The organism is Streptomyces sp. CWNU-52B (assembly GCF_047444975.1).
Taxonomy (GTDB): Bacteria; Actinomycetota; Actinomycetes; order Streptomycetales; family Streptomycetaceae; genus Streptomyces.
The window spans coordinates 503,995-522,154 of sequence record NZ_JBLFJV010000050.1 but is presented as its reverse complement, the minus strand read 5'-3'; the positions used below and the strand labels follow the sequence as shown (position 1 = coordinate 522,154).

The following is an 18,160-nucleotide window of genomic DNA, read 5'->3' as shown; positions in this document are numbered from 1 at the left end:
GGCGCCGGGGTCGCGCGGCTCAGGTGCCGGCCAGGGGCATCGCGCTCGCCACCAGCCGGCCGCTCGCCGCGGCCTTGTCGAGGGCGTCGCGCAGCAGGTCCTCGCGGGGCTGCCGGCCGATCGAGCCGACCGGGGCCGCGAACAGCAGCACCTGCTGGTGCTTGTTGGCGGCGGCCCGCCAGCTGTCGGTGACCTGGAGCGGCTGATGGGCCTGCCACCAGGCGACGGGCGACCCGCCGGCGGTGCTGGGCTGCAGGACCGCGTGCAGCTGGCCCACGGCGAGCAGCACCGACCAGCCGTGCAGCACGGGCGGGACCTCGGTGAGGCGGCTGACCGGCGTGAAGCCTTGCTCGATCAGCAGGGTCAGGAAGTCGTCGCCGCCGTTGCCCGTCGTGCCCGGCCGGGCGATGCGGCCGGTCGGCTCGACGACGAGTGCGGGGTGCAGCTCACCGCCGAGCATGACGAGTCCGCTGGTGACGCCGAGAACGGCCTGCTCGGGCTGGGCTCCGGAGGGGCGCTCGTCGCCGGTGATGGACCGGACGGCGCCCCGCAGTTGCTCCTCCGTCACCTGGACGACCTGCGAGGGCAGGCAGGTGGCGTGGGCGAACGCGAGTACGGCGGTCTCGTCGCCGATGAACAGGACGGTGCTGGTGCGCTCCTGTTCGGAGTCGCCCTGGGTGCGGCAGGACGTGCAGTCGTAACTGCCGGGGGCGTTCTCGCCGGCGAGCAGACGGTCGGCTTCTTCGTCGCCGATCTCGGCGCGTACGTCGTCGCTGACGTCGAGCATGCGCGGCACGGGGGGCTCCTCGGGATGCGGTGCGTGTTGTGGCCGGGGGCTCCCGGCCCGTGAACCGGATGGGTTCCCGGCTCATGAAGAAGACAACGGAGGATCTGTGGCGGGGGTCACGCCCCAGAGCGAACGGAATCGAACCATCCTGCGCGCAGGGTGAATCCGGTGGCGGAATGTGTCACTCCATGGCAACTTCTCTGGTTTCCAAGGAAGTTGATTCAGTGAGGTGGGTCACAGATCGTCGGGGTCGATGGTCGACAAATCGCGAAATCAACTAATGAAGTGGGTGACTCGAATTCGCCGCTACTTAAGGTAACTGTCAACTGGCCTGGAGTGACACGGGATCGGTTGATACCTGGCCGCCCCGCTCTCTACATTTCTCCGCCGTGTGCAGCGAGCACCGCTCGGGTACGTCCGCCGACCCCGGCACCATTCCCGTCATCATCACCACCACCGTCGGCGGACGGGGCTGAACGGGGCGACCGCGTCGGAACGCGGGAGGTCCGTACCGCCTTGGGGGACCCCGGGTCCTTCGAGAGGGAAATACATGTCCGCATGTGCCGACAACACCCGTAAGGCTCGTACGACCGCGGTTCTCGCCGGGGCGGCCCTGATCGCCCCGCTCGGACTGCTCGCCGCGAACGGCAACGCCGCAGCGGCGGACAGCGGGGTGTGGGACCGCATCGCCCAGTGCGAGAGCGGCGGCAACTGGCACATCAACACCGGGAACGGCTACTACGGAGGGCTCCAGTTCTCCGCCGGCACCTGGCGCGCGTACGGCGGCTCGGCCTACGCCTCCACTGCCGACAGGGCCTCCAAGGCGCAGCAGATCGCTGTCGCCACCAAGGTGCAGCGCGCGCAGGGATGGGGTGCCTGGCCCACCTGCTCGGCACGCGCGGGCGCGTACGGCAGCGCACCCGCCGCCACCGAACCGGCCACGAAGCGCGCCACCACCAAGGCCGCTCCGGCGAAGGCGCCGGAACGCGCGACGGGCCACACCGGCCGCAGCGCGTCGCGGGGCGACTACACCGTCCGCGGCGGCGACACGCTCAGCGCCATCGCGGCGCGGCACGGGACCACCTGGCAGCGCCTCTACGCCGCCAACAAGGCGGTCATCGGCGGGGACCCGGACGTGATCCTCCCCGGACAGCGGCTGGAGCTCTGAACCGTCGGCGACGGCCCCGTACACCGGTCGGCGGCGTGTGGGGGACCTCGGTCGGACCTGGCGGGGCCGGACGCCTCGTCAGGTCCGCCGACCGGGTGGGCCGTCGCCCGCCGCCCGCGCGGCTGTTCGGGACACCGCCGGACCCCTGCCTAGCGTGGCCCGATGTCGATCAAGCGCATGCGGTACGCGGCTGTCGTCGTCGCCGTCCTGGCCCTGCTCGCCCCCGTGGAGGCGGCCGCGGCGGCACCGCCCGCGGCCACCGGCGCCGCGTCGGCCCCGGTGCCGTACGGCTGTGCGAAGGACCAGTGGCCGTGGGGATGCCTCGCCCAGTGCGAGAGCGGTGGCCGCTGGAAGGCGAACACCGGGAACGGCTTCTACGGCGGGCTGCAGTTCTGGCAGCCCACCTGGCGGGCGTTCGGCGGCCTGGCCTACGCGCCGCGGGCGGATCTGGCCACCCGGGACGAGCAGATCAGGGTGGCGCAGGAAGTGGCGCGCGTCCAGGGCTGGAGGGCATGGCCCGTCTGCGCCAGGAGATACGGGCTCAAGGGCCGCGCGCATGTGGTGAGACCGGGGGAGACGCTCTCGTCGATCGCCCGCCGGAACGGCGTCAGGGGCGGGTGGCAGGCGCTGTACAAGCTCAACCGGGTGCCGGTCGGCAAGAACCCGGACCGTCTGATCCCGGGCACGATGCTGAGCCTTCCGTAGGCCGCGGGGCGGTCGCGGTCACGGCCTGGGACGTCGGCGGGACTCCCGCCCCCGTCGCCGCCCTCGTCGTCTCCGCTGCCTCGCCGCTGAACACGACCGCGCCGCGCCGCAGCTCGTACACGATCGTCGTGCCGGGGCGCAGCCCCGGCGGCAGCCGCTGTTCGGCCACGACGACCCCGGCGCCGAGGCCGCTCAGCACCTCGTACGTGCGGGCCGCGACCGCCGGGGACATGCCCTGGGTGGGCTCGTCGGCCAGGACCACGCGCGCGCGTGCCAGCAGGGCCCGGGAGACGGCGAGCATGCGCTGCTCACCGCCGGAGAGCGTGCCGGCCCGCCGGGACAGCAGGGTGCCCAGCCGGGGGTACGCGTCGAGGGCGTATCCGAAGGACCGGCCGGGGGCCGCGAGTTCGAGGTTCTCGCGGACGGTGAGCGAGCCGAAGACCGCCCGGCGGTCCGGGACGAGGCACAGACCCCGGCGGGCCCGTTCGTACGCGGGCAGCCGGGTGACGTCGGCGCCGTCCCACACCACGGCGCCGTGTGTCAGGGCGACGGTGCCGGCCAGGGCGCGCAGCGCGGTCGTACGGCCCGAGCCGTTGCGGCCGAGCAGGACGGTGACGCCGGGGGCGGGCGCGTACAGGCTGACGCCGTGCAGGGCCTCCGACGGGCCGTGGCGCACGCGCGCGTGGCGCAGCGAGATGCCCGGGGCGCTCATCGGTCGACCACCGTGCCGGGTCCGCCGGGTCGTCCGGGCCCCCAGGGCTCCCCGAGTCGTTCGAGTACGTGGTCGGCGGGGCCGGTGGCGACGACGCGGCCCGCGGTCATGACGTGCACCGTGTCGGCCAGGCCGGCCACCAGGTCGAGATCGTGCTCGACGACGAGCAGGGCCGTGCCGTCGGCGGCGAGCGCCCGCAGCACCCGGGCCAGTGCCGCCACCTCGCCGGTGTCGAGCCCGGCCGCGGGTTCGTCGAGCAGCAGTACCCGGGGACCTCCCGCGAGGGCCCGCGCGAGTTCGACCCGCCGCAGGGTCCCGGTGGGCAGGCCCGCCGCGGGCAGCCCCCGTACGGCCCCGTCGAGCCCGAGCAGCCGCAGGGCCCGCTCGGCCGCGCCCGTGTCCACGACCCGTCCGTGCTCGGCGCCCACGCGGACGTTCTCGGCCACGGTCAGGGTGGGGAAGACGGCCAGTTGCTGGAACGTCCGGGCGATGCCGAGCCGGGTCCGCGCGTGGGCGGGCAGCCGGGTGATGTCCCGTTCCCCGAGCGCGACCCTCCCGGACACCGGCCGCACGGTCCCGGCGAGGCAGTGGAACAGCGTGCTCTTCCCGGCGCCGTTGGGCCCGACGACCGCGGTGATCCGTCCCGGCGGGAGGTCGATGTCGACCCCGTCCAGCGCGGTGAACCCCGCGTGGACGACCCGCAGGGCACGGGCCCGCAGAACGGGACGCCCACCGGACGCCACGGGGCCGGCCCGAGGCCCCCACACCACCGACGGCCTCGGGGCAGGCACGGCAGGCGGGGCGTCAGGCGCCGTGGCCTCGGCGAGAGGAACGGTGCGACCGGGGGCAGTGCCCCGCCTGCCGCCGGTCTGCCTCGCCGCGTCGGCTGTCCGCCGAACACCGGCCCCGTCGCCCTGCCGGACATCCGGGCCCGGGGCCGTGTCTCGTCCGCCGTCAGTCCGTTCTGCCGTGCCGGGTGTCCATGTGTCGTCGGTGCCGTCGGTGCCGTCGGTGCCGTCGGTGCCGTCGGAGCTGTCGGAGCTGTCGGGGCCGCTGCGTCGGGCATCCGGGCCGAGGGCCCGGTTCCGTTCGCCGGCGGTCGGACCTGTCGGGGCGGGCCGCCAGGGGGCCCCGACTCCGCGGTCGTCCGCGTCGGGCGTGGGCTGTGGTGCCGTTCGGCCCACCAGTGGACGACCGCCCGTGCGGAGCCGTGCCGGGGCCGGGCCGGTGGGCACCCTCGGCCGAGGCGGGGCGGAGCCAGGCGCCGTGGTCCGCAGCCTCCGCCGTACCTCGGCACCCAGCGGCGTCAACGTCGCCTCCCCGCGCGGCCGCAGGCGGGCGGCCGTCCGCCGCAGGGCCTCGTACGGGCCGCCGGGGAAGCGGCCCACGAGGATCGCCAGGAGGCCGATCGCCGCCGCCGCGACCCCGCCCCGGGTGCCCGCGTCCAGGCCGACCAGGAGGGCCGCCGCGACCAGGGCGCCCAGGACGCTGTCGGCGCCGAGGACCACGACCGCGGCGAACCACAGCAGACCGCGGACCGGGTCGTACGCCGCCGGGTCGAAGGCGCGCAGGCCCATGCCGAGCATGCCGCCGCCCAGCGCGGCCAGGGCGGCGCCCGCCACGAAGGCCGTCAGCTTCAGCGCCGGGACGCGGACGCCCGCCGCCGCCGCGCCCGCCTCGTGGTCCCGCATCGCGGCCAGCGCCCGGCTCGTACGGCCCCGGCGCAGCGCGTGGGCGGCCAGCAGGGCGCCCGCGAGCAGCACCAGTTCGAGTGCGTAGTACGCGCGGTCGTCGTCGAAGCCCGCCGGGCGGCCCAGGGCCAGGCCCGATGTCGCGTACGGCTGGGCGAGGACGAAGCGGCTGACGCCGACGCCCACCGCGAAGGTCGCGAGCGCCAGGGCCAGGCCGTGGCGGCGGATGGCGGGCCAGCCGGTCAGCAGTCCCAGCGGGGCCACCAGCAGCACGGCGGCCAGGAGCGCGGCCGGCTCCGGCAGTTCGGGCAGGCCCGGGAAGCGGCCCGCGGCCAGCAGCGCCGTGAAGAGGGCGCCGAGCCCGGCGTACGCGCCCTGGCCCAGCGAGATCTGCCCGCCGCGCCCGGTGACGACGACCAGGGAGAGGAGGACCACGCCCAGCGCCGGGACCTGGACCGACGTGTGCAGGTCCGGGCCGGCGAAGCCCAGGGGCAGCAGGAACAGGATCACCGCGACGATCCACGCCCCCGGCGGTGTCGCCACCCGGGCCGTCGCCGTGCGCGGCAGGACGTCCCGGGTACCGATTCCCGGCAGCACCAGGGCCGCGACCAGCAGGGCGACGACGAACAGGTTCGCGCCCACCGCCTGGAGGAGTGGTTCGAGACGGCCCGTCGGGTGCAGCCGGGTCAGCTGGCTCTGCGCGATCCCGACGCCCAGGGCCACCACCACGGCCACCGGCAGACTGCGCATCCGGGCGGCCACCGCGACCGCCACCACCTCCATCACCAACAACGGCATGCCGTACGGGTCGAGGCGTACGTACGGGGCCAGCAGCACCCCCGTCAGACCCGCGGTGAACGAGCCGAACGCCCAGCCCGCCGCGGCCACCCGGTCCGCGTCCACGCCGCCCAGCACGGCGAGCGAGCGGTCGTCGACCACGGCCCGCAGCTCCCGCCCGAAGCGGGACCAGCGGATCACCGCGCCCACCCCCGCGGCCAGGACGAGCGTCACCGCCAACTGGCCCCAGGGGTCCGCGGAGACGAGCGTCGGCGCGTCGGAGCGGGCGCCGGGACCCCACAGGAGCGCCGCCCCGCCGACGAGCAGGACGAACACACCGATGGACGCGACGAGGGTCTGCGCGGGATCGCCGCCCAGCACGGACAGCGGCCGGAAGACGAATCGTTCCAGCGCCACCCCGATCGCCGGGGCCACCACGAGCAGCGTGAGCGGCGCGGCGAGCGCGAGCGGCCAGTCCCACTCGACGGTGAGCTGGCGCAGCAGACAGGCGCAGACCATCGCGACGGCGCCGTGCGCGAAGTTGAGCACTCCGGTGGCCCGGTGGGTGACGACGAGGCCGATCCCGGTGAGCGCCGCCGCGCTGCCGACGGAGAGGCCGGCGAGCGTGAGGTCGTACGTCAGCGACGCCATCAGCCGGCCGTCTCGGACGGCCCGTCGTCCGGTGCCTCGTCCGACGCGTCGGGTTCACAGATCGGGCAGGGGCCGAGGTCCCCGCCCGCCAGGACCCGTGAGTCGACCGGCAGGGCTTCGGACTTCCCGGCGACGAGCGGGCAGTCGGCGCGGTGCCACAGGGTGCCGCCCGGCACCATCAGCAGATCCCCGCTGACGGCCACGGGCGCGGTGACCGCCGCTTGCCCCGCCTCTTCGGCGGTGGTCGGCTCGGCCGCCACCAGGAGCCCGTACAACTCCTCGACGCGCGCGCCCGCGAGGGCGTTCCTGCCGTGGGCGAGGAGCACCGCGCCGGCGATGATCAGGGCCGCGCCCGGCACCGTGCAGGACGCGAGGTACGGCAACTGCCGTTCCGCGTACCGCTCCCCGGAGATCCCGTACCAGCCGAGGACGCACAGCACCGCGCCCGCGGCGAGCGCGGCCCAGCCGGCCCAGAGCACGGGATGCACATTCCGTAGTCGAGCAGTCCGCATGGGGGCTCCACGTGATGTGTGCGGCTGTCTTCCAAGTCCGTCGATGGACTTGCACTATGCCTTCTGGAAGCTGACCCTGAAAGCGCCGGGCGCGCACGGCCCGGACCGACACCCGGTGGTGAGCCAGATGGTTCTCGGGAGCGACCTCAGGCGGGGCACGGGCCGGGGGCTGGCGGTGGCGGTGTTCGTCCTCGCCTCGGCCCTCACGGCGTGCGGCGACGACAGCGGCGGTGACGACACCGATCCGCCGACCCCGACCTCGACCGCGGAGCGGCCCACGGAGCAGCCCACGGCGACCGGGGCGAGCGGGAGCGCGAGCGCTCCGGCCGACCCGGCGGCGGCCGAGCAGGAGATCAAGGAGAACTGGAAGAAGTTCTTCGACCCCGCGGTCCCCACGAAGGACAAACAGGCCGTCCTGGAGAACGGCGACGCGATGGGCCAGGTCCTGAGGAGCTTCAGCGGCGACGAGCGCGGCGGGCAGGTGCAGGCGGCGGTCGGCCGGGTCGAGTTCACCTCGCCGGCCGAGGCGGACGTCACCTACACGCTCACCCTGAAGGGCGCCACGGTCATGCCGGACGCCGCCGGGACCTCCGTCGAACAGGACGGCACCTGGAAGGTGTCCGTGAAGACGCTGTGCGGTCTGGTCGGTCTGAGCGGCAATGCGTCGCCGGGCCCTGGCTGCTGAATCCGCTGTCGTGGGCCTGCTCCTGCTGCTCCTGGTGGGCACGGCCTGCGGCAGCCGCCTCCCGGAGAGCGACTTCGGCGACCGGTCCGACCGGTCCGAGCGGACGTCCGGCCGGACCGAGGAGCCGATCCGGGTGGGGATCCTCACGAGCGCCACCAGTCCGGTCGGCGGCGACGCCTTCACCGGTCCGCGCGACGGCGCGAAGGCGTACTTCGACGCCCTGAACGAGCGCGGCGGCATCGACGGACGGCGGGTCGAGGTCCGTACCTGCGACGACGGCGGAAGCGGCGTCGGCAACAACGAGTGTGTGCACCGGCTCGTCGACGAGGACGAGGTGGTGGCCCTCGTCGCCACGGCCGCCCTCGACTACGCGGGCGCCTCCCGGGTGTCCCGCGCGCGCGTGCCCGACATCGGCGGACAGCCCATCGGCGCGGCCTACGACACCTACCCGCACCTCTACGGGATCTACGGCAGCCTCGCGCCGCGCGACGGAGAACCGGGCTGGAACGGCGAGTTGTACGGCGGCACCGAGATCTACCGGTACTTCAGACGGAAGCAGGGCGCCCGTACGGCGGCCGTCGTCTCGTACAACCAGTCCGCGTCGGCGGCGTACGCCCGGCTCGTCACCCGGGGCCTGCGCGCCGAGGGCTACCAGGTCGTGACCGAGCAGGTCGACTTCGCGCTGCCCAACTTCCGCGCCGTGGCGGCCGACCTGAAGGAGCAGGGGGCCGACCTGGTCCTCGACGCCATCGACAGCTACGGCAACGCCCAGCTGTGCGAGGCGATGGACGACGTCGGCGCCGAGGTCCTCGCCAAGGTCACCAACCCGCAGAACTGGACGTCCACCGTCCGCCAGGACTACAAGGACGCGCCACGCTGCCGCAACGCCCTGTGGGCGACGGGGGCGAGCCGCAACTACGACGACACGGTCACACGGCGCGACGCCACGGACCAGGACGACGCCCTCCGCGAGTTCCAGGACGGCACGAAGGAGCTGAGGACCCACTCCCAGTGGCAGCTGGAGGGCTGGGCCGCCGCGATGTGGTTCACGGACGCGGCCAGATCCTGTGCCGGGACGGGCGTCACGCGCGCGTGCGTCGACCGGTTCATGGACACCGGCGAGCCCTACACCGCCGACGGGCTGCTGCTGCCGGTCCGCTTCGAGCGACTGGCCGCACCGCCCCGCACCCGCAGGACGTGCCTGTCGGTGGCCCGCTGGCAGGACGCCAGGGGCTGGGTGAGCCAGGGGGACATGAACAGCGAGTGCTACGACGTCCCGCAGCTCGCCTACAAGCCCTGATGCGCACAGGCCCCGAAAGGTTCCCTCAGTTGGCTACCGATGGCGCAACTGTTCGGGAACAGAGTGATAAGCAAGCCCAACCATCCTGCCAAGTCCCCGGTCTAACCATCAGGTAGCTGGATGAGCCGGAGATACGGGGACGCATGCAGATTTCTTTCCTGATACACAACGCCTACGGAATCGGTGGGACGATCCGGACGACGTACAACCTTGCGAACACCCTCGCCGAGCAGCACGACGTGGAGATCGTCTCCGTCCTCCGGCACCGTGAGGAGCCCGTCTTCGCCCGCAGCCCGCGGGTGCGCCTGCGCCATCTCGTCGACCTGCGCAAGAGCGGACCCGGGTACGAGGGCGACGACCCCGAACATCTGACACCGGCCCGCGTCTTCCCGAAAGGGGAGATCCGCTACGACCAGTACAGCGCCCTGACCGACCGCCGCATAGCGGAGCACCTCTCGACGGTCGACGCGGACGTCGTCGTGGGCACCCGTCCCGGTCTGAACGTGCATCTGGCCCGCGAGACCAGGCGCGGCCCGGTCCGGGTCGGCCAGGAGCACCTCACCCTGGACAGCCACTCGGTCGGGCTGCGCACGGAACTGCGCGGCGCCTACCCCCGGCTCGACGCGGTCACCACGACCACGGAGGCGGACGCCCGCGCCTACCGCACGAAGATGCGGCTGCCCGGTGTGCAGGTCGACGCCGTGCCCAACTCGGTGCCGGCGCCCGGTATAGAGCCGGCGGACGGCTCCGGCAAATGGGTCGTCGCGGCCGGCCGGCTCGCCCCGGTCAAGCGCTACGACCTGCTGATCAAGGCCTTCGACCTGGTGCGCGCCCAGCGGCCCGACTGGCGCCTGAGGATCTACGGCAGCGGGAAGCAGAAGGACAAGCTGCGGCACCTCATCGACGACCTCGGCCTCTACAACCACGTCCTGCTGATGGGATCGGCCAACCCCATCGAGCCGGAGTGGGCCAAGGGCTCCATCGCCGCCGTCACCTCCAGCCTGGAGTCCTTCGGCATGACCATCGTCGAGGCCATGCGCTGCGGCCTGCCCGTCGTCTCCACCGACTGCCCGCACGGCCCGGGGGAGATCATCGACAACGGCGTGGACGGACGCCTCGTACAGGTCGGGAACGTCCAGGCCATCGCGGACGGCCTGCTCGAACTCATCAACGACGACGCGCTGCGCCGGCAGATGGCGAGCGCGGCGCTCAAGGACTCCGAGCGCTTCGACCCGTCACGGATCGCCGAGCGCTACGAGTCGATCTTCAGCGGTCTCGCCTCGCGCGGCGGCGCCTCGGGGATCGGCCGGGTGCGCGGCTCGCTGCACCGCACCAGGGGAGCGCTGCTCGGTGGCGCGTATGCCGTTCGGGATGCCGGACTGTCCGTCTTCGGTAAGGAGCGTTCCGCATGATGACACTGGCTCCGACGCCCGCGCCCCAGCCCCTCGACGAGGAAGGCGCCGCACCGCTGCGAGCCGACTGCGTCGCCGACTCCGCGGGCGGGCTCACCTTCGACATGATCGAGCCGGCCGAGGCAGGCGAGACCCACCTCGTGCTGCGGCACCGCGACGGCGTCCAGGAGGTCCGGCTGCCGCTCGCCCCGGCCGCCGACGGCCGGCTGCGTGCCGCGCTGCCCAGCGGGGTCGAACTGCCCGAGGGCCGCTGGGACGCCTTCGTGCGGAGCGCCGACGGGGAGCCGCAGCGCCTGGCGCCCGGCCTCAACGACCTGCGCTCGCTCGTCGACCGGGCGCCGAGCGGAGCCCGCGGCCAGGTCGCCGTCCGCATCCCGTACGCGACCAAGCACGGCAACCTCTCCGTCCGCAGCTGGCTGCGCGCCCCGCACGCGGAGGCGGGCGAACTGCGTATAGGAGAGGGCGAACTGGGCGTCCAGGGCCAGGTGTACGGGGTCACGCTCACCCCGGACGCGTACGTCGAACTGGCGGGCCGCGTACCGGCGGGCCGCGCGGAGGCCGGGCCCGTGGTGCGGGCCGAGGTGCACCGGGACGAGGCGAGGTTCCGCTTCACCGTGGACTGCGCCGGACTGTCCGACGGGGTGTGGGACCTGTGGCTGCGCCCGGCGGGGGAGAGCGGGCCGCGGGTGCGGATCGCACGGCTGCTCGACGACATCGCCGACAAGAAGGCCATCTTCACGTACCCGAAGGTCACGCTGGAGACGGAGCAGGGGCCGCGGGTGGCCGGGCCGTACTACACGGGTGACAACGACCTGTCGGTGACCGTCACGGCGGTGGCTCGGTAGCGGGCCGGTGGTGACCCGGGCCCTCCTCCTGGCCGGACTGACCGGATGGACCGGACTCACCGGACTGACCGGAGGGGGGCAGGGGCGCCGCGACGGCCGCGAACCGCGGATGGTGCAGGTCGAACGCCGGTGACTCGGAGCGGATCCGGGGCAGCGTGGTGAAGTTGTGGCGGGGCGGCGGGCAGGAGGTCGCCCACTCCAGCGAGCGGCCGAAGCCCCAGGGGTCGTCGACGTCGACCCGCTCGCCGTACCGGGACGTCTTCCAGACGTTGTAGAGGAACGGCAGCGTCGACATGCCGAGCAGGAACGCGCCGATCGACGAGATCGTGTTGAGCGCGGTGAACCCGTCGGCCGCCAGGTAGTCCGCGTAGCGCCGCGGCATGCCCTCCGCGCCCAGCCAGTGCTGCACCAGGAACGTGGTGTGGAAGCCGACGAAGAGCGTCCAGAAGTGGAGCTTGCCGAGGCGTTCGTCGAGCATCTTGCCCGTGAACTTCGGCCACCAGAAGTAGAAGCCGCCGAAGGTCGCGAAGACGACGGTGCCGAACACCACGTAGTGGAAGTGCGCCACCACGAAGTACGTGTCCGTGACGTGGAAGTCCAGCGGCGGCGAGGCCAGGATCACTCCGGTCAGACCGCCGAACAGGAACGACACCAGGAAGCCCGTCGCCCAGAGCATCGGGGTCTCGAAGGACAGCGACCCCTTGAGCATCGTGCCGGTCCAGTTGAAGAACTTCACCCCCGTGGGCACCGCGATCAGGAACGACACGAACGAGAAGAACGGCAGCAGCACCGCGCCCGTCGCGAACATGTGGTGGGCCCACACGACGACGGACAGACCGGTGATGGCCATCGTGGCGCCGACCAGCGTCAGATAGCCGAAGATCGGCTTCCGGCTGAAGACCGGGATGATCTCCGTGATGATCCCGAAGAACGGCAGCGCGATGATGTAGACCTCGGGATGCCCGAAGAACCAGAAGAGGTGCTGCCACAGCAGCGCCCCGCCGTTGGCCGAGGCGAAGACCTGGGAGCCGAAGCGCCGGTCCGCCTCCAGGACCAGGAGCGCCGCCGCGAGCACCGGGAACGCCAGCAGGATCAGGATCGACGTGAACAGCGTGTTCCACGTGAAGATCGGCATCCGGAACATCGTCATGCCGGGCGCGCGCATCCCGATGATGGTCGTCAGGAAGTTCACCGCGCCGAGGATCGTGCCGAAGCCGGCCAGCGCCAGACCCATGATCCACATGTCGGCGCCGATCCCGGGGGAGCGCTCCATGCTGTTCAGCGGCGCGTACGCGAACCAGCCGAAGTTCGCGGGCCCCTCGGGCACCAGCAGCGACCCCAGCACGATCAGCCCGCCGAACAGGAACAGCCAGTACGACAGCATGTTCAGCCGGGGGAAGGCGACGTCGGGCGCCCCGATCTGCAGCGGCATGATCTCGTTGGCGAAACCGGCGAAGGTCGGTGTCGCGAAGAGCAGCAGCATGATCGTGCCGTGCATCGTGAACATCTGGTTGAACTGGTTGTTGTCCATGAGCTGCAGGCCGGGCCGGGCCAGCTCGGCCCGCATCAGCAGCGCCATCAGACCGCCGGCCAGGAAGAACGCGAACGACGTGATCAGGTAGAGGTGCCCGATCTTCTTGTGGTCGGTCGTGGTCAGCCAGTCCACGACCAGCCGCCCCGGCCGCCTCACCGGTGCGGGTCGTACCGCCGCCCGCGCGGTGTCCGTCCCCATCGCCGCCCCCTCGCTGTCGCGCCTGGGCCTCCTGAAGCTGACGCCATGATGCTCGCGGACACCGTGCTCCGACAGGGGGCGTACGCGGGTTCTGTGCTCGGCCCATGTTTTTCCTGTGGCGGGTCAACTTCCGTGAGCGGCCGAGGAATCGGAATGGAAAGGCACGGAAGAGGGTTCGGCGCCCTGATTTACACCCGGGTATTTCCGGCCGTGGCGGAGATAGTTCGAGGGGCTCCAGAATTACGTTCGAAGGAGGGCGTAACGCGTACGGAACCGCCCATACGTGTGACGGTCCACTGCGCGGCAGTTGATGTGAGGGCGGCCGAAACGAGTGTCGTTGTCCTGTGACAGAAGTGTGACCGGAGAGGTACCGGTGACTGATGGTGGCGGGCCCGGGGTTTCCCGTCCGCGGCGCGGCGCCTAACGTGGCGGCATGGCACCGATTCCCACTCCTCCCGCAGAGCCCTCCGACACTCCGGACGCGTACGTCGGACTGGAGGCGAGCGGCGCCGAGCGGCAGGCGCGTGAGCGCGGCTGGTCCGCCGTGCGGTCGCTGCCGCCGGGCGCCATCATCACCATGGAGTACCGCGTGGGGCGGCTGAACTTCGAGGTCACGGACGGCCGTGTGACGCGCTGCTGGAAGGGCTGACGCACGGCGGTCGAGGGCGGGTGCCGGTCCGTGGTGGCCGGTCGCGCAGCTCCCCGCGCCCCTGAGAGGTGTGGCTTGGCGCGCGGTTCCCCGAGCCTCTGAAGCGGGGCCGCGCCCCTGCTTTCAGAGGCCCGGCGGTGGCCGTCCGCGCCGCGTGCCGGGGTGGTTCAGCCGCCTGCCACCGGGCGGGGGGACGGCGTCGCGCGCGTCACCCGGTCCGTCTGCGGCGGCCGACGGCTGCCGGCCGGTGTCACCGGCGTGCGCTCCGAGCGGCTCAGATGCGGGCCCGGGGCCAGATGACCCGGCGTCCTGGGCGGCCGGGAGGCGGCCACCGGCTCGCGCACCACAGGCTCCTGCTCACCGGCCGGAGTGAGCGTCGCGGGGACCCCCACCGGGGCGGCCGGCGCCGGGACCGCGCCACGACGGCGGTCGCGCCAGGCGTCGCGCAGATCGAAGATGCCGGCCTCGGCACGGGCGATCAGCGGCTCGACCCACGGCAGCGCGAGCAGGATCAGCAGTCCCGCGGCCCAGCCGAGGACCACATCGCTCAGCCAGTGCGTACCGAGGTAGACGGTGGTCAGGCCGACACCGAGGGAGACCACGGCGGACAGCGCCGACAGCCAGCGGCGGGCCCACGGCGTCGAGGCCAGATAGGCGAGGATGCCCCAGGTCACCACGGCGTTGGCGGTGTGACCCGAAGGAAATATGTCGCCGCCCAGCCACATCTCGTTCGAGCCGACGCCGGTCGCGTAGTGCGGACCGAGCCGGCCCATGGCGATCTTGGCGGCGCCCACGGTGACGTTCAGCAGCAGGAGCGAGGCGCCCAGCGTGAGCAGCGGGCGCAGGGTGTGCTGCCGCCAGGAGCGCCAGCCCAGCCAGGCCGCGATCATCACGGCGGTGGGGCCCCGCTGGCCCAGCACCACGTAGTAGTCGAGGAACGCGTGGATCTCCGGCCACTGCTGGTACGGCCGGAAGAACATGACCTGCCAGTCGAGCCGGACCAGCCACGAAGTGATCACGACGGCCCACACGATGGCCGCGTAGAAGGCGAGCGTGGACGCGAAGAGGACCACTCGGTGCCGGCTCATCCTGGGCACGTCGATGTGGGCCGGTCGTTCCGGCTCACGGTCCAGCCGGGCGAAGACCCGGTCCAGACGAGTCAGCTTTCGTTCGGTACGCACTCAATCGACGTTACAGCGAGTGAGGTGTGTTCCAGGCCGAAGCACCCTCTTTGTGATGACGATGTGATGTGGGATTGCTCTCAGAAGGGGGTTTATTGCCGTCGATTATGGAATCCGTCGTCCGCTCTTCCTTCAATTCGATTGATCATTCCGGAGCGGAGTTTTATGGCGCTTTCAAATTCGTTCACCGAATGCTTGCACGCCATTCTCCCGGCGCTCATCGACCACCCTGTGTGATCACGGCGGCCCCGAGCCGTTCAGCCAGAACGCGCCGTACGCCGCCGACGCCGCGGCCACGACGCCCAGCACCCACGCCGACCTGGACGTTCGTGCCCTGGCGAGGGCCAGGGCGAGGGGCAGCAGAAGGGGGAAGGCGGGCATCAGAAGGCGTGGTTTCGAGCCGAAGTAGCTCGACGCGCACAGCGCGAGCGCCATGACCACCCCCGTGTACACCAGCAGCGGCACCGGCTGCCGCTGCCGCACGCCGACCACGTACAGCCGGAGCAGCAGGCCGACCCCGGCGATCAGGGCGAGCCCGGCCAGGGCCGACGGGAACGTGGTGAACTTGTCGGCGACGAACCGGGCGAACGCGTAACCGCCGTCGAAGCCGTTGCGCCAGCCCGCCTGGACGTCGAGGTAGCCCAGCGGACCGCCGCCCGTGCGACGGCCGACCCACAGGACGTAACCGGCGGCGCCCAGGGGCGCGACGAGCATCGCCAGGGCGCGCCGCCACCGGAGCGCGCCGTCCTTCGCCGGAGCGCTCCGCTCTCGTACGAAAGAGGCGAGGGCCGTCACCCACACGGCCGCAACGACCGCCGCGCCGACGGGGCGGGTCAGGCCGGCCAGCGAGGCGAGCAGCCCCGCGGTCAGCCAGCGATCGGTCAGCACCGCGTACAGCGACCAGGCCGCGAGCGCGGTGAACAGCGACTCGCTGTACGCCATCGACTGCACGATCCCGACGGGCAGGACGGCCCACACCAGTACGGCGCAGACACCGGCCCGCCGCCCGTACGCGTGGTCCGCGACCGCGAAGATCCCCCAGGCCGCCGCGAGCGAGGCGACCGTGCTCACCACCAGACCCGCGTCCGCGTACGACAGAGGGGACACCGCCGCCACCGCCCGCTCCAGCCAGGGCAGCAACGGGAAGAAGGCCAGGTTCGCGTGCACGTCGCCGTTCGGCAGGCGCACCTCGTAGCCGTAACCGAGCTCGGCCACCCGGGTGTACCAGAGGGAGTCCCAGCGGGCCGAGAGCAGCCGGCGCGCGCTCGTGCCCTCGGCGGCGCTCCACACCGCGAGCACCACGAGACCCAGCGCGCGCACCCCCGCGTACCCGAGCAGAGCGGGCGCGGCGCGGCGCCAGGACGGTCCCGGGCGGGGCGCTGCGACGGGCGTTTCGAGGTCGGTCACGGGCCCGATTATCGAGGGCGCCCGGAACCGTCCGTCCGGGCGGGGGCCGCCGGGAGTGTGCTCGGACACCCGGGGAGCGTGGCGCACGCCACACGCGTCACAGGAGAACGTGAGAGGCCCGCCACTCGGCGCCGTGGCGAACTCGCGTACTCTGTCGACTCACTCGCCTTTGTTGCGTGGGCCGGGACACCGCCTCCCGAGCCGCAGCCGCAGGGAGTCCCCACCCAGCGGATCCGCCGAACGGCGAGGGAACATCTGGGAGGTACGTACATGTCCGGGACGACCACGGCCGCCGCGCGTCGCCGTCGGGAGACCGGGGCCGGTGCAAACCGCTGGGTCGTCCTTGTGGTCCTGTGTGTCAGCCTGCTCCTGGTCGCCGTCGACGCCACCGTGCTCCACGTCGCCGTGCCCGCCGTCACCGAGGACCTCACGCCCGGCGCGATGGAGCTCCTCTGGATCGTCGACATCTACCCGCTGGTCTGCGCCTCGCTGCTGATCCTCTTCGGCACGCTGGGCGACCGGATCGGCCGCAGACGCGTCCTCCTCCTCGGCTACGCCCTCTTCGGTGTCGCGTCCGCGGCCGCGGCCCTCGCCGACAGCGCGCAGGTGCTGATCGCGGCCCGCGCCCTGCTCGGCGTCGGCGGCGCGATGATCATGCCCGCGACGCTGTCCATCCTGCGGCAGGTCTTTCCCGACCGGCGCGAGCGCGCCCTGGCGGTCGGCGTCTGGAGCGCCGTCGCCGCGGTGGGCGCGGCCGTCGGACCGCTGCTCGGCGGGTTCCTCCTCGAACACTTCTGGTGGGGTTCGGTCTTCCTCATCAACATCCCGCTGATGCTCGTCAGCCTCCCCGTCGGACGGCTCCTGCTGCCCGAGTCGACGGGCGAGCGTGACGGGCCGTGGGACGTCGTCGGCGCGCTGATGGCCGCGGCCGGGCTCTTCGGCGTCGTCTTCGGTGTGAAGCGGCTCGGCGGCGGAGAGGCCCCGCTGAGCGTCCTCACGCTGGTGTCGCTGCTGGCCGGGGCCGGGCTGCTGGTCTCCTTCGTCCGGCGGCAGCGGCGGCGCCGGCATCCGCTGGTCGATCTGACGATGTTCTCGCGGCCCGCCTTCAGTACGTCCGTCGGGTGCATCGTGCTGGCGATGCTCGCGCTGGTCGGGCTCGAACTGATCGCCGCGCAGTACCTCCAGCTCGTACTGGACTTCTCCCCGCTGGAGACCGGGCTGCGCCTGCTGCCGCTCACCGTCGCCGCGATGGCCGCGGGGCTGGTCGGGGCGAAGCTGCTGCACCGCTTCGGGCCGCGGGCCATGGTGTGCTCGGGGTTCTGTCTCACCGCCGCCGCGGTCGTCACGCTCACCGCGATGGGGACCGAGGACAACGCTCCGCTGCTGCTGACCGGGTTCATGATGCTCGGCTTCGGCCTGGAGGTGACGCTCTTCGGCGCGTACGAGTCGATGCTGAGCGAGGCGCCGCCGGAGCAGGCCGGCGGGGCGGCGGCGATCGGCGAGACGTCGTACCAGCTCGGGGCGGGGATCGGGATCGCGCTCCTCGGGAGTGTGATGAACGCGGCGTACGCGCCCGGACTCACGTCCGTTCCGGGGGTGCCGGCCGAGGATTCCGCGGCGGCGGGGCATTCGCTGGGCGAGGCGTACGAGGTCGCTGCGCGGCTCGGCGGGGGGTCGGGGGAGGCCCTGCGGGAGGCGGCTCGGCACGCGTTCGTGCACGGGCTGCATGTGACGTTGCTGGTGAGTACGGGGTTGTTGCTGCTGGGGGCGGTGATGGCGCTGCGGTTGCCTCGGGGGATGGAGTGCGAGGCGGCGGAGCCCTTGGGGGGTGTGCCGGGGCCTCGGGAGGCGGGGGTGGCGGCGCCGGTGCGGGTGGAGTCTGTTCGGTGACGGTTCGTCGTGGCTCGGGTCCCTGCCTTTCCCGCCCGCACCGCCCGTGACGGCCG

Annotated in this window: 15 protein-coding genes; 8 read left to right on the top strand and 7 right to left on the bottom strand. The window is 72.7% G+C overall.

Annotated features, from left to right (window positions below):
- Nucleotides 1–19 precede the first annotated feature (19 nt).
- Nucleotides 20–796, bottom strand: a complete 777-nt coding sequence (locus ACLVWQ_RS35130) for a hypothetical protein (protein WP_414113292.1) — start codon at nt 794–796, stop codon at nt 20–22.
- Nucleotides 797–1,337: 541 nt separating this feature from the next.
- On the opposite strand from ACLVWQ_RS35130, the gene ACLVWQ_RS35125 reads away from it, so the two are divergent.
- Nucleotides 1,338–1,955, top strand: a complete 618-nt coding sequence (locus ACLVWQ_RS35125; protein WP_414113291.1) for a transglycosylase family protein — start codon at nt 1,338–1,340, stop codon at nt 1,953–1,955.
- A 162-nt stretch (nt 1,956–2,117) separates the two neighbouring features.
- Nucleotides 2,118–2,660, top strand: coding sequence for a transglycosylase family protein (locus ACLVWQ_RS35120; RefSeq protein WP_414113290.1), 543 nt, complete (start codon nt 2,118–2,120; stop codon nt 2,658–2,660).
- Here the strand turns inward: ACLVWQ_RS35120 and ACLVWQ_RS35115 are convergent.
- The 3 genes from ACLVWQ_RS35115 to ACLVWQ_RS35105 are packed head-to-tail and all read right to left on the bottom strand — an operon-like array spanning nt 2,593 to nt 7,003.
- Nucleotides 2,593–3,372 (bottom strand): ATP-binding cassette domain-containing protein, encoded by a 780-nt coding sequence (locus ACLVWQ_RS35115; RefSeq protein WP_414113289.1) that lies wholly within the window; start codon nt 3,370–3,372, stop codon nt 2,593–2,595. The two genes, ACLVWQ_RS35120 and ACLVWQ_RS35115, sit on opposite strands and share 68 nt — an antisense overlap.
- On the bottom strand, nt 3,369–6,491 hold the full coding sequence (locus ACLVWQ_RS35110) for an ABC transporter permease subunit (protein ID WP_414113288.1): 3,123 nt from the start codon (nt 6,489–6,491) through the stop codon (nt 3,369–3,371). Before ACLVWQ_RS35110 ends, ACLVWQ_RS35115 begins: the two co-directional genes overlap by 4 nt.
- A complete protein-coding gene (locus tag ACLVWQ_RS35105) occupies nt 6,491–7,003 on the bottom strand; it encodes a hypothetical protein (RefSeq protein WP_414113287.1) in 513 nt (170 codons plus the stop codon). The genes ACLVWQ_RS35110 and ACLVWQ_RS35105 overlap by 1 nt, the downstream gene beginning before the upstream one ends.
- Before the next feature lie 127 nt (nt 7,004–7,130).
- Here ACLVWQ_RS35105 and ACLVWQ_RS35100 point away from each other — a divergent pair, with 127 nt between their 5' ends.
- The 4 genes from ACLVWQ_RS35100 to ACLVWQ_RS35085 all read left to right on the top strand — a co-directional run bounded on the left by ACLVWQ_RS35100 (nt 7,131) and on the right by ACLVWQ_RS35085 (nt 11,245).
- Nucleotides 7,131–7,688 carry a hypothetical protein gene (locus tag ACLVWQ_RS35100; protein ID WP_414113349.1) on the top strand — a complete coding sequence of 186 codons (558 nt, stop codon included), beginning with the start codon at nt 7,131–7,133 and terminating at the stop codon, nt 7,686–7,688.
- Nucleotides 7,663–8,988 carry an ABC transporter substrate-binding protein gene (locus ACLVWQ_RS35095; RefSeq protein WP_414113286.1) on the top strand — a complete coding sequence of 442 codons (1,326 nt, stop codon included), beginning with the start codon at nt 7,663–7,665 and terminating at the stop codon, nt 8,986–8,988. The genes ACLVWQ_RS35100 and ACLVWQ_RS35095 overlap by 26 nt, the downstream gene beginning before the upstream one ends.
- A 143-nt stretch (nt 8,989–9,131) precedes the next feature.
- Nucleotides 9,132–10,400, top strand: coding sequence for a glycosyltransferase family 4 protein (locus ACLVWQ_RS35090; protein WP_414113285.1), 1,269 nt, complete (start codon nt 9,132–9,134; stop codon nt 10,398–10,400).
- Nucleotides 10,397–11,245: a hypothetical protein gene (locus ACLVWQ_RS35085; RefSeq protein ID WP_414113284.1), complete on the top strand. Its 849-nt coding sequence runs from the start codon at nt 10,397–10,399 to the stop codon at nt 11,243–11,245. Before ACLVWQ_RS35090 ends, ACLVWQ_RS35085 begins: the two co-directional genes overlap by 4 nt.
- Here the strand turns inward: ACLVWQ_RS35085 and ctaD are convergent.
- A complete protein-coding gene (gene ctaD, locus ACLVWQ_RS35080; RefSeq protein ID WP_414113283.1) occupies nt 11,226–12,977 on the bottom strand; it encodes a cytochrome c oxidase subunit I in 1,752 nt (583 codons plus the stop codon). The genes ACLVWQ_RS35085 and ctaD overlap by 20 nt on opposite strands.
- Before the next feature lie 433 nt (nt 12,978–13,410).
- Between ctaD and ACLVWQ_RS35075 the strand changes: the two genes are divergently transcribed.
- Nucleotides 13,411–13,626, top strand: coding sequence for an I78 family peptidase inhibitor (locus tag ACLVWQ_RS35075; RefSeq protein ID WP_414113282.1), 216 nt, complete (start codon nt 13,411–13,413; stop codon nt 13,624–13,626).
- Between the two features lie 167 nt (nt 13,627–13,793).
- On the opposite strand, the gene ACLVWQ_RS35070 is transcribed toward ACLVWQ_RS35075, so the two are convergent.
- Nucleotides 13,794–14,807 carry a phosphatase PAP2 family protein gene (locus ACLVWQ_RS35070; RefSeq protein ID WP_414113281.1) on the bottom strand — a complete coding sequence of 338 codons (1,014 nt, stop codon included), beginning with the start codon at nt 14,805–14,807 and terminating at the stop codon, nt 13,794–13,796.
- Nucleotides 14,808–15,044: 237 nt separating this feature from the next.
- Nucleotides 15,045–16,214 carry a glycosyltransferase family 39 protein gene (locus ACLVWQ_RS35065; RefSeq protein ID WP_414113280.1) on the bottom strand — a complete coding sequence of 390 codons (1,170 nt, stop codon included), beginning with the start codon at nt 16,212–16,214 and terminating at the stop codon, nt 15,045–15,047.
- 270 nt (nt 16,215–16,484) lie between these two features.
- On the opposite strand from ACLVWQ_RS35065, the gene ACLVWQ_RS35060 reads away from it, so the two are divergent.
- Nucleotides 16,485–18,104 (top strand): MFS transporter, encoded by a 1,620-nt coding sequence (locus ACLVWQ_RS35060; RefSeq protein WP_414113279.1) that lies wholly within the window; start codon nt 16,485–16,487, stop codon nt 18,102–18,104.
- Nucleotides 18,105–18,160: the final 56 nt, after the last annotated feature.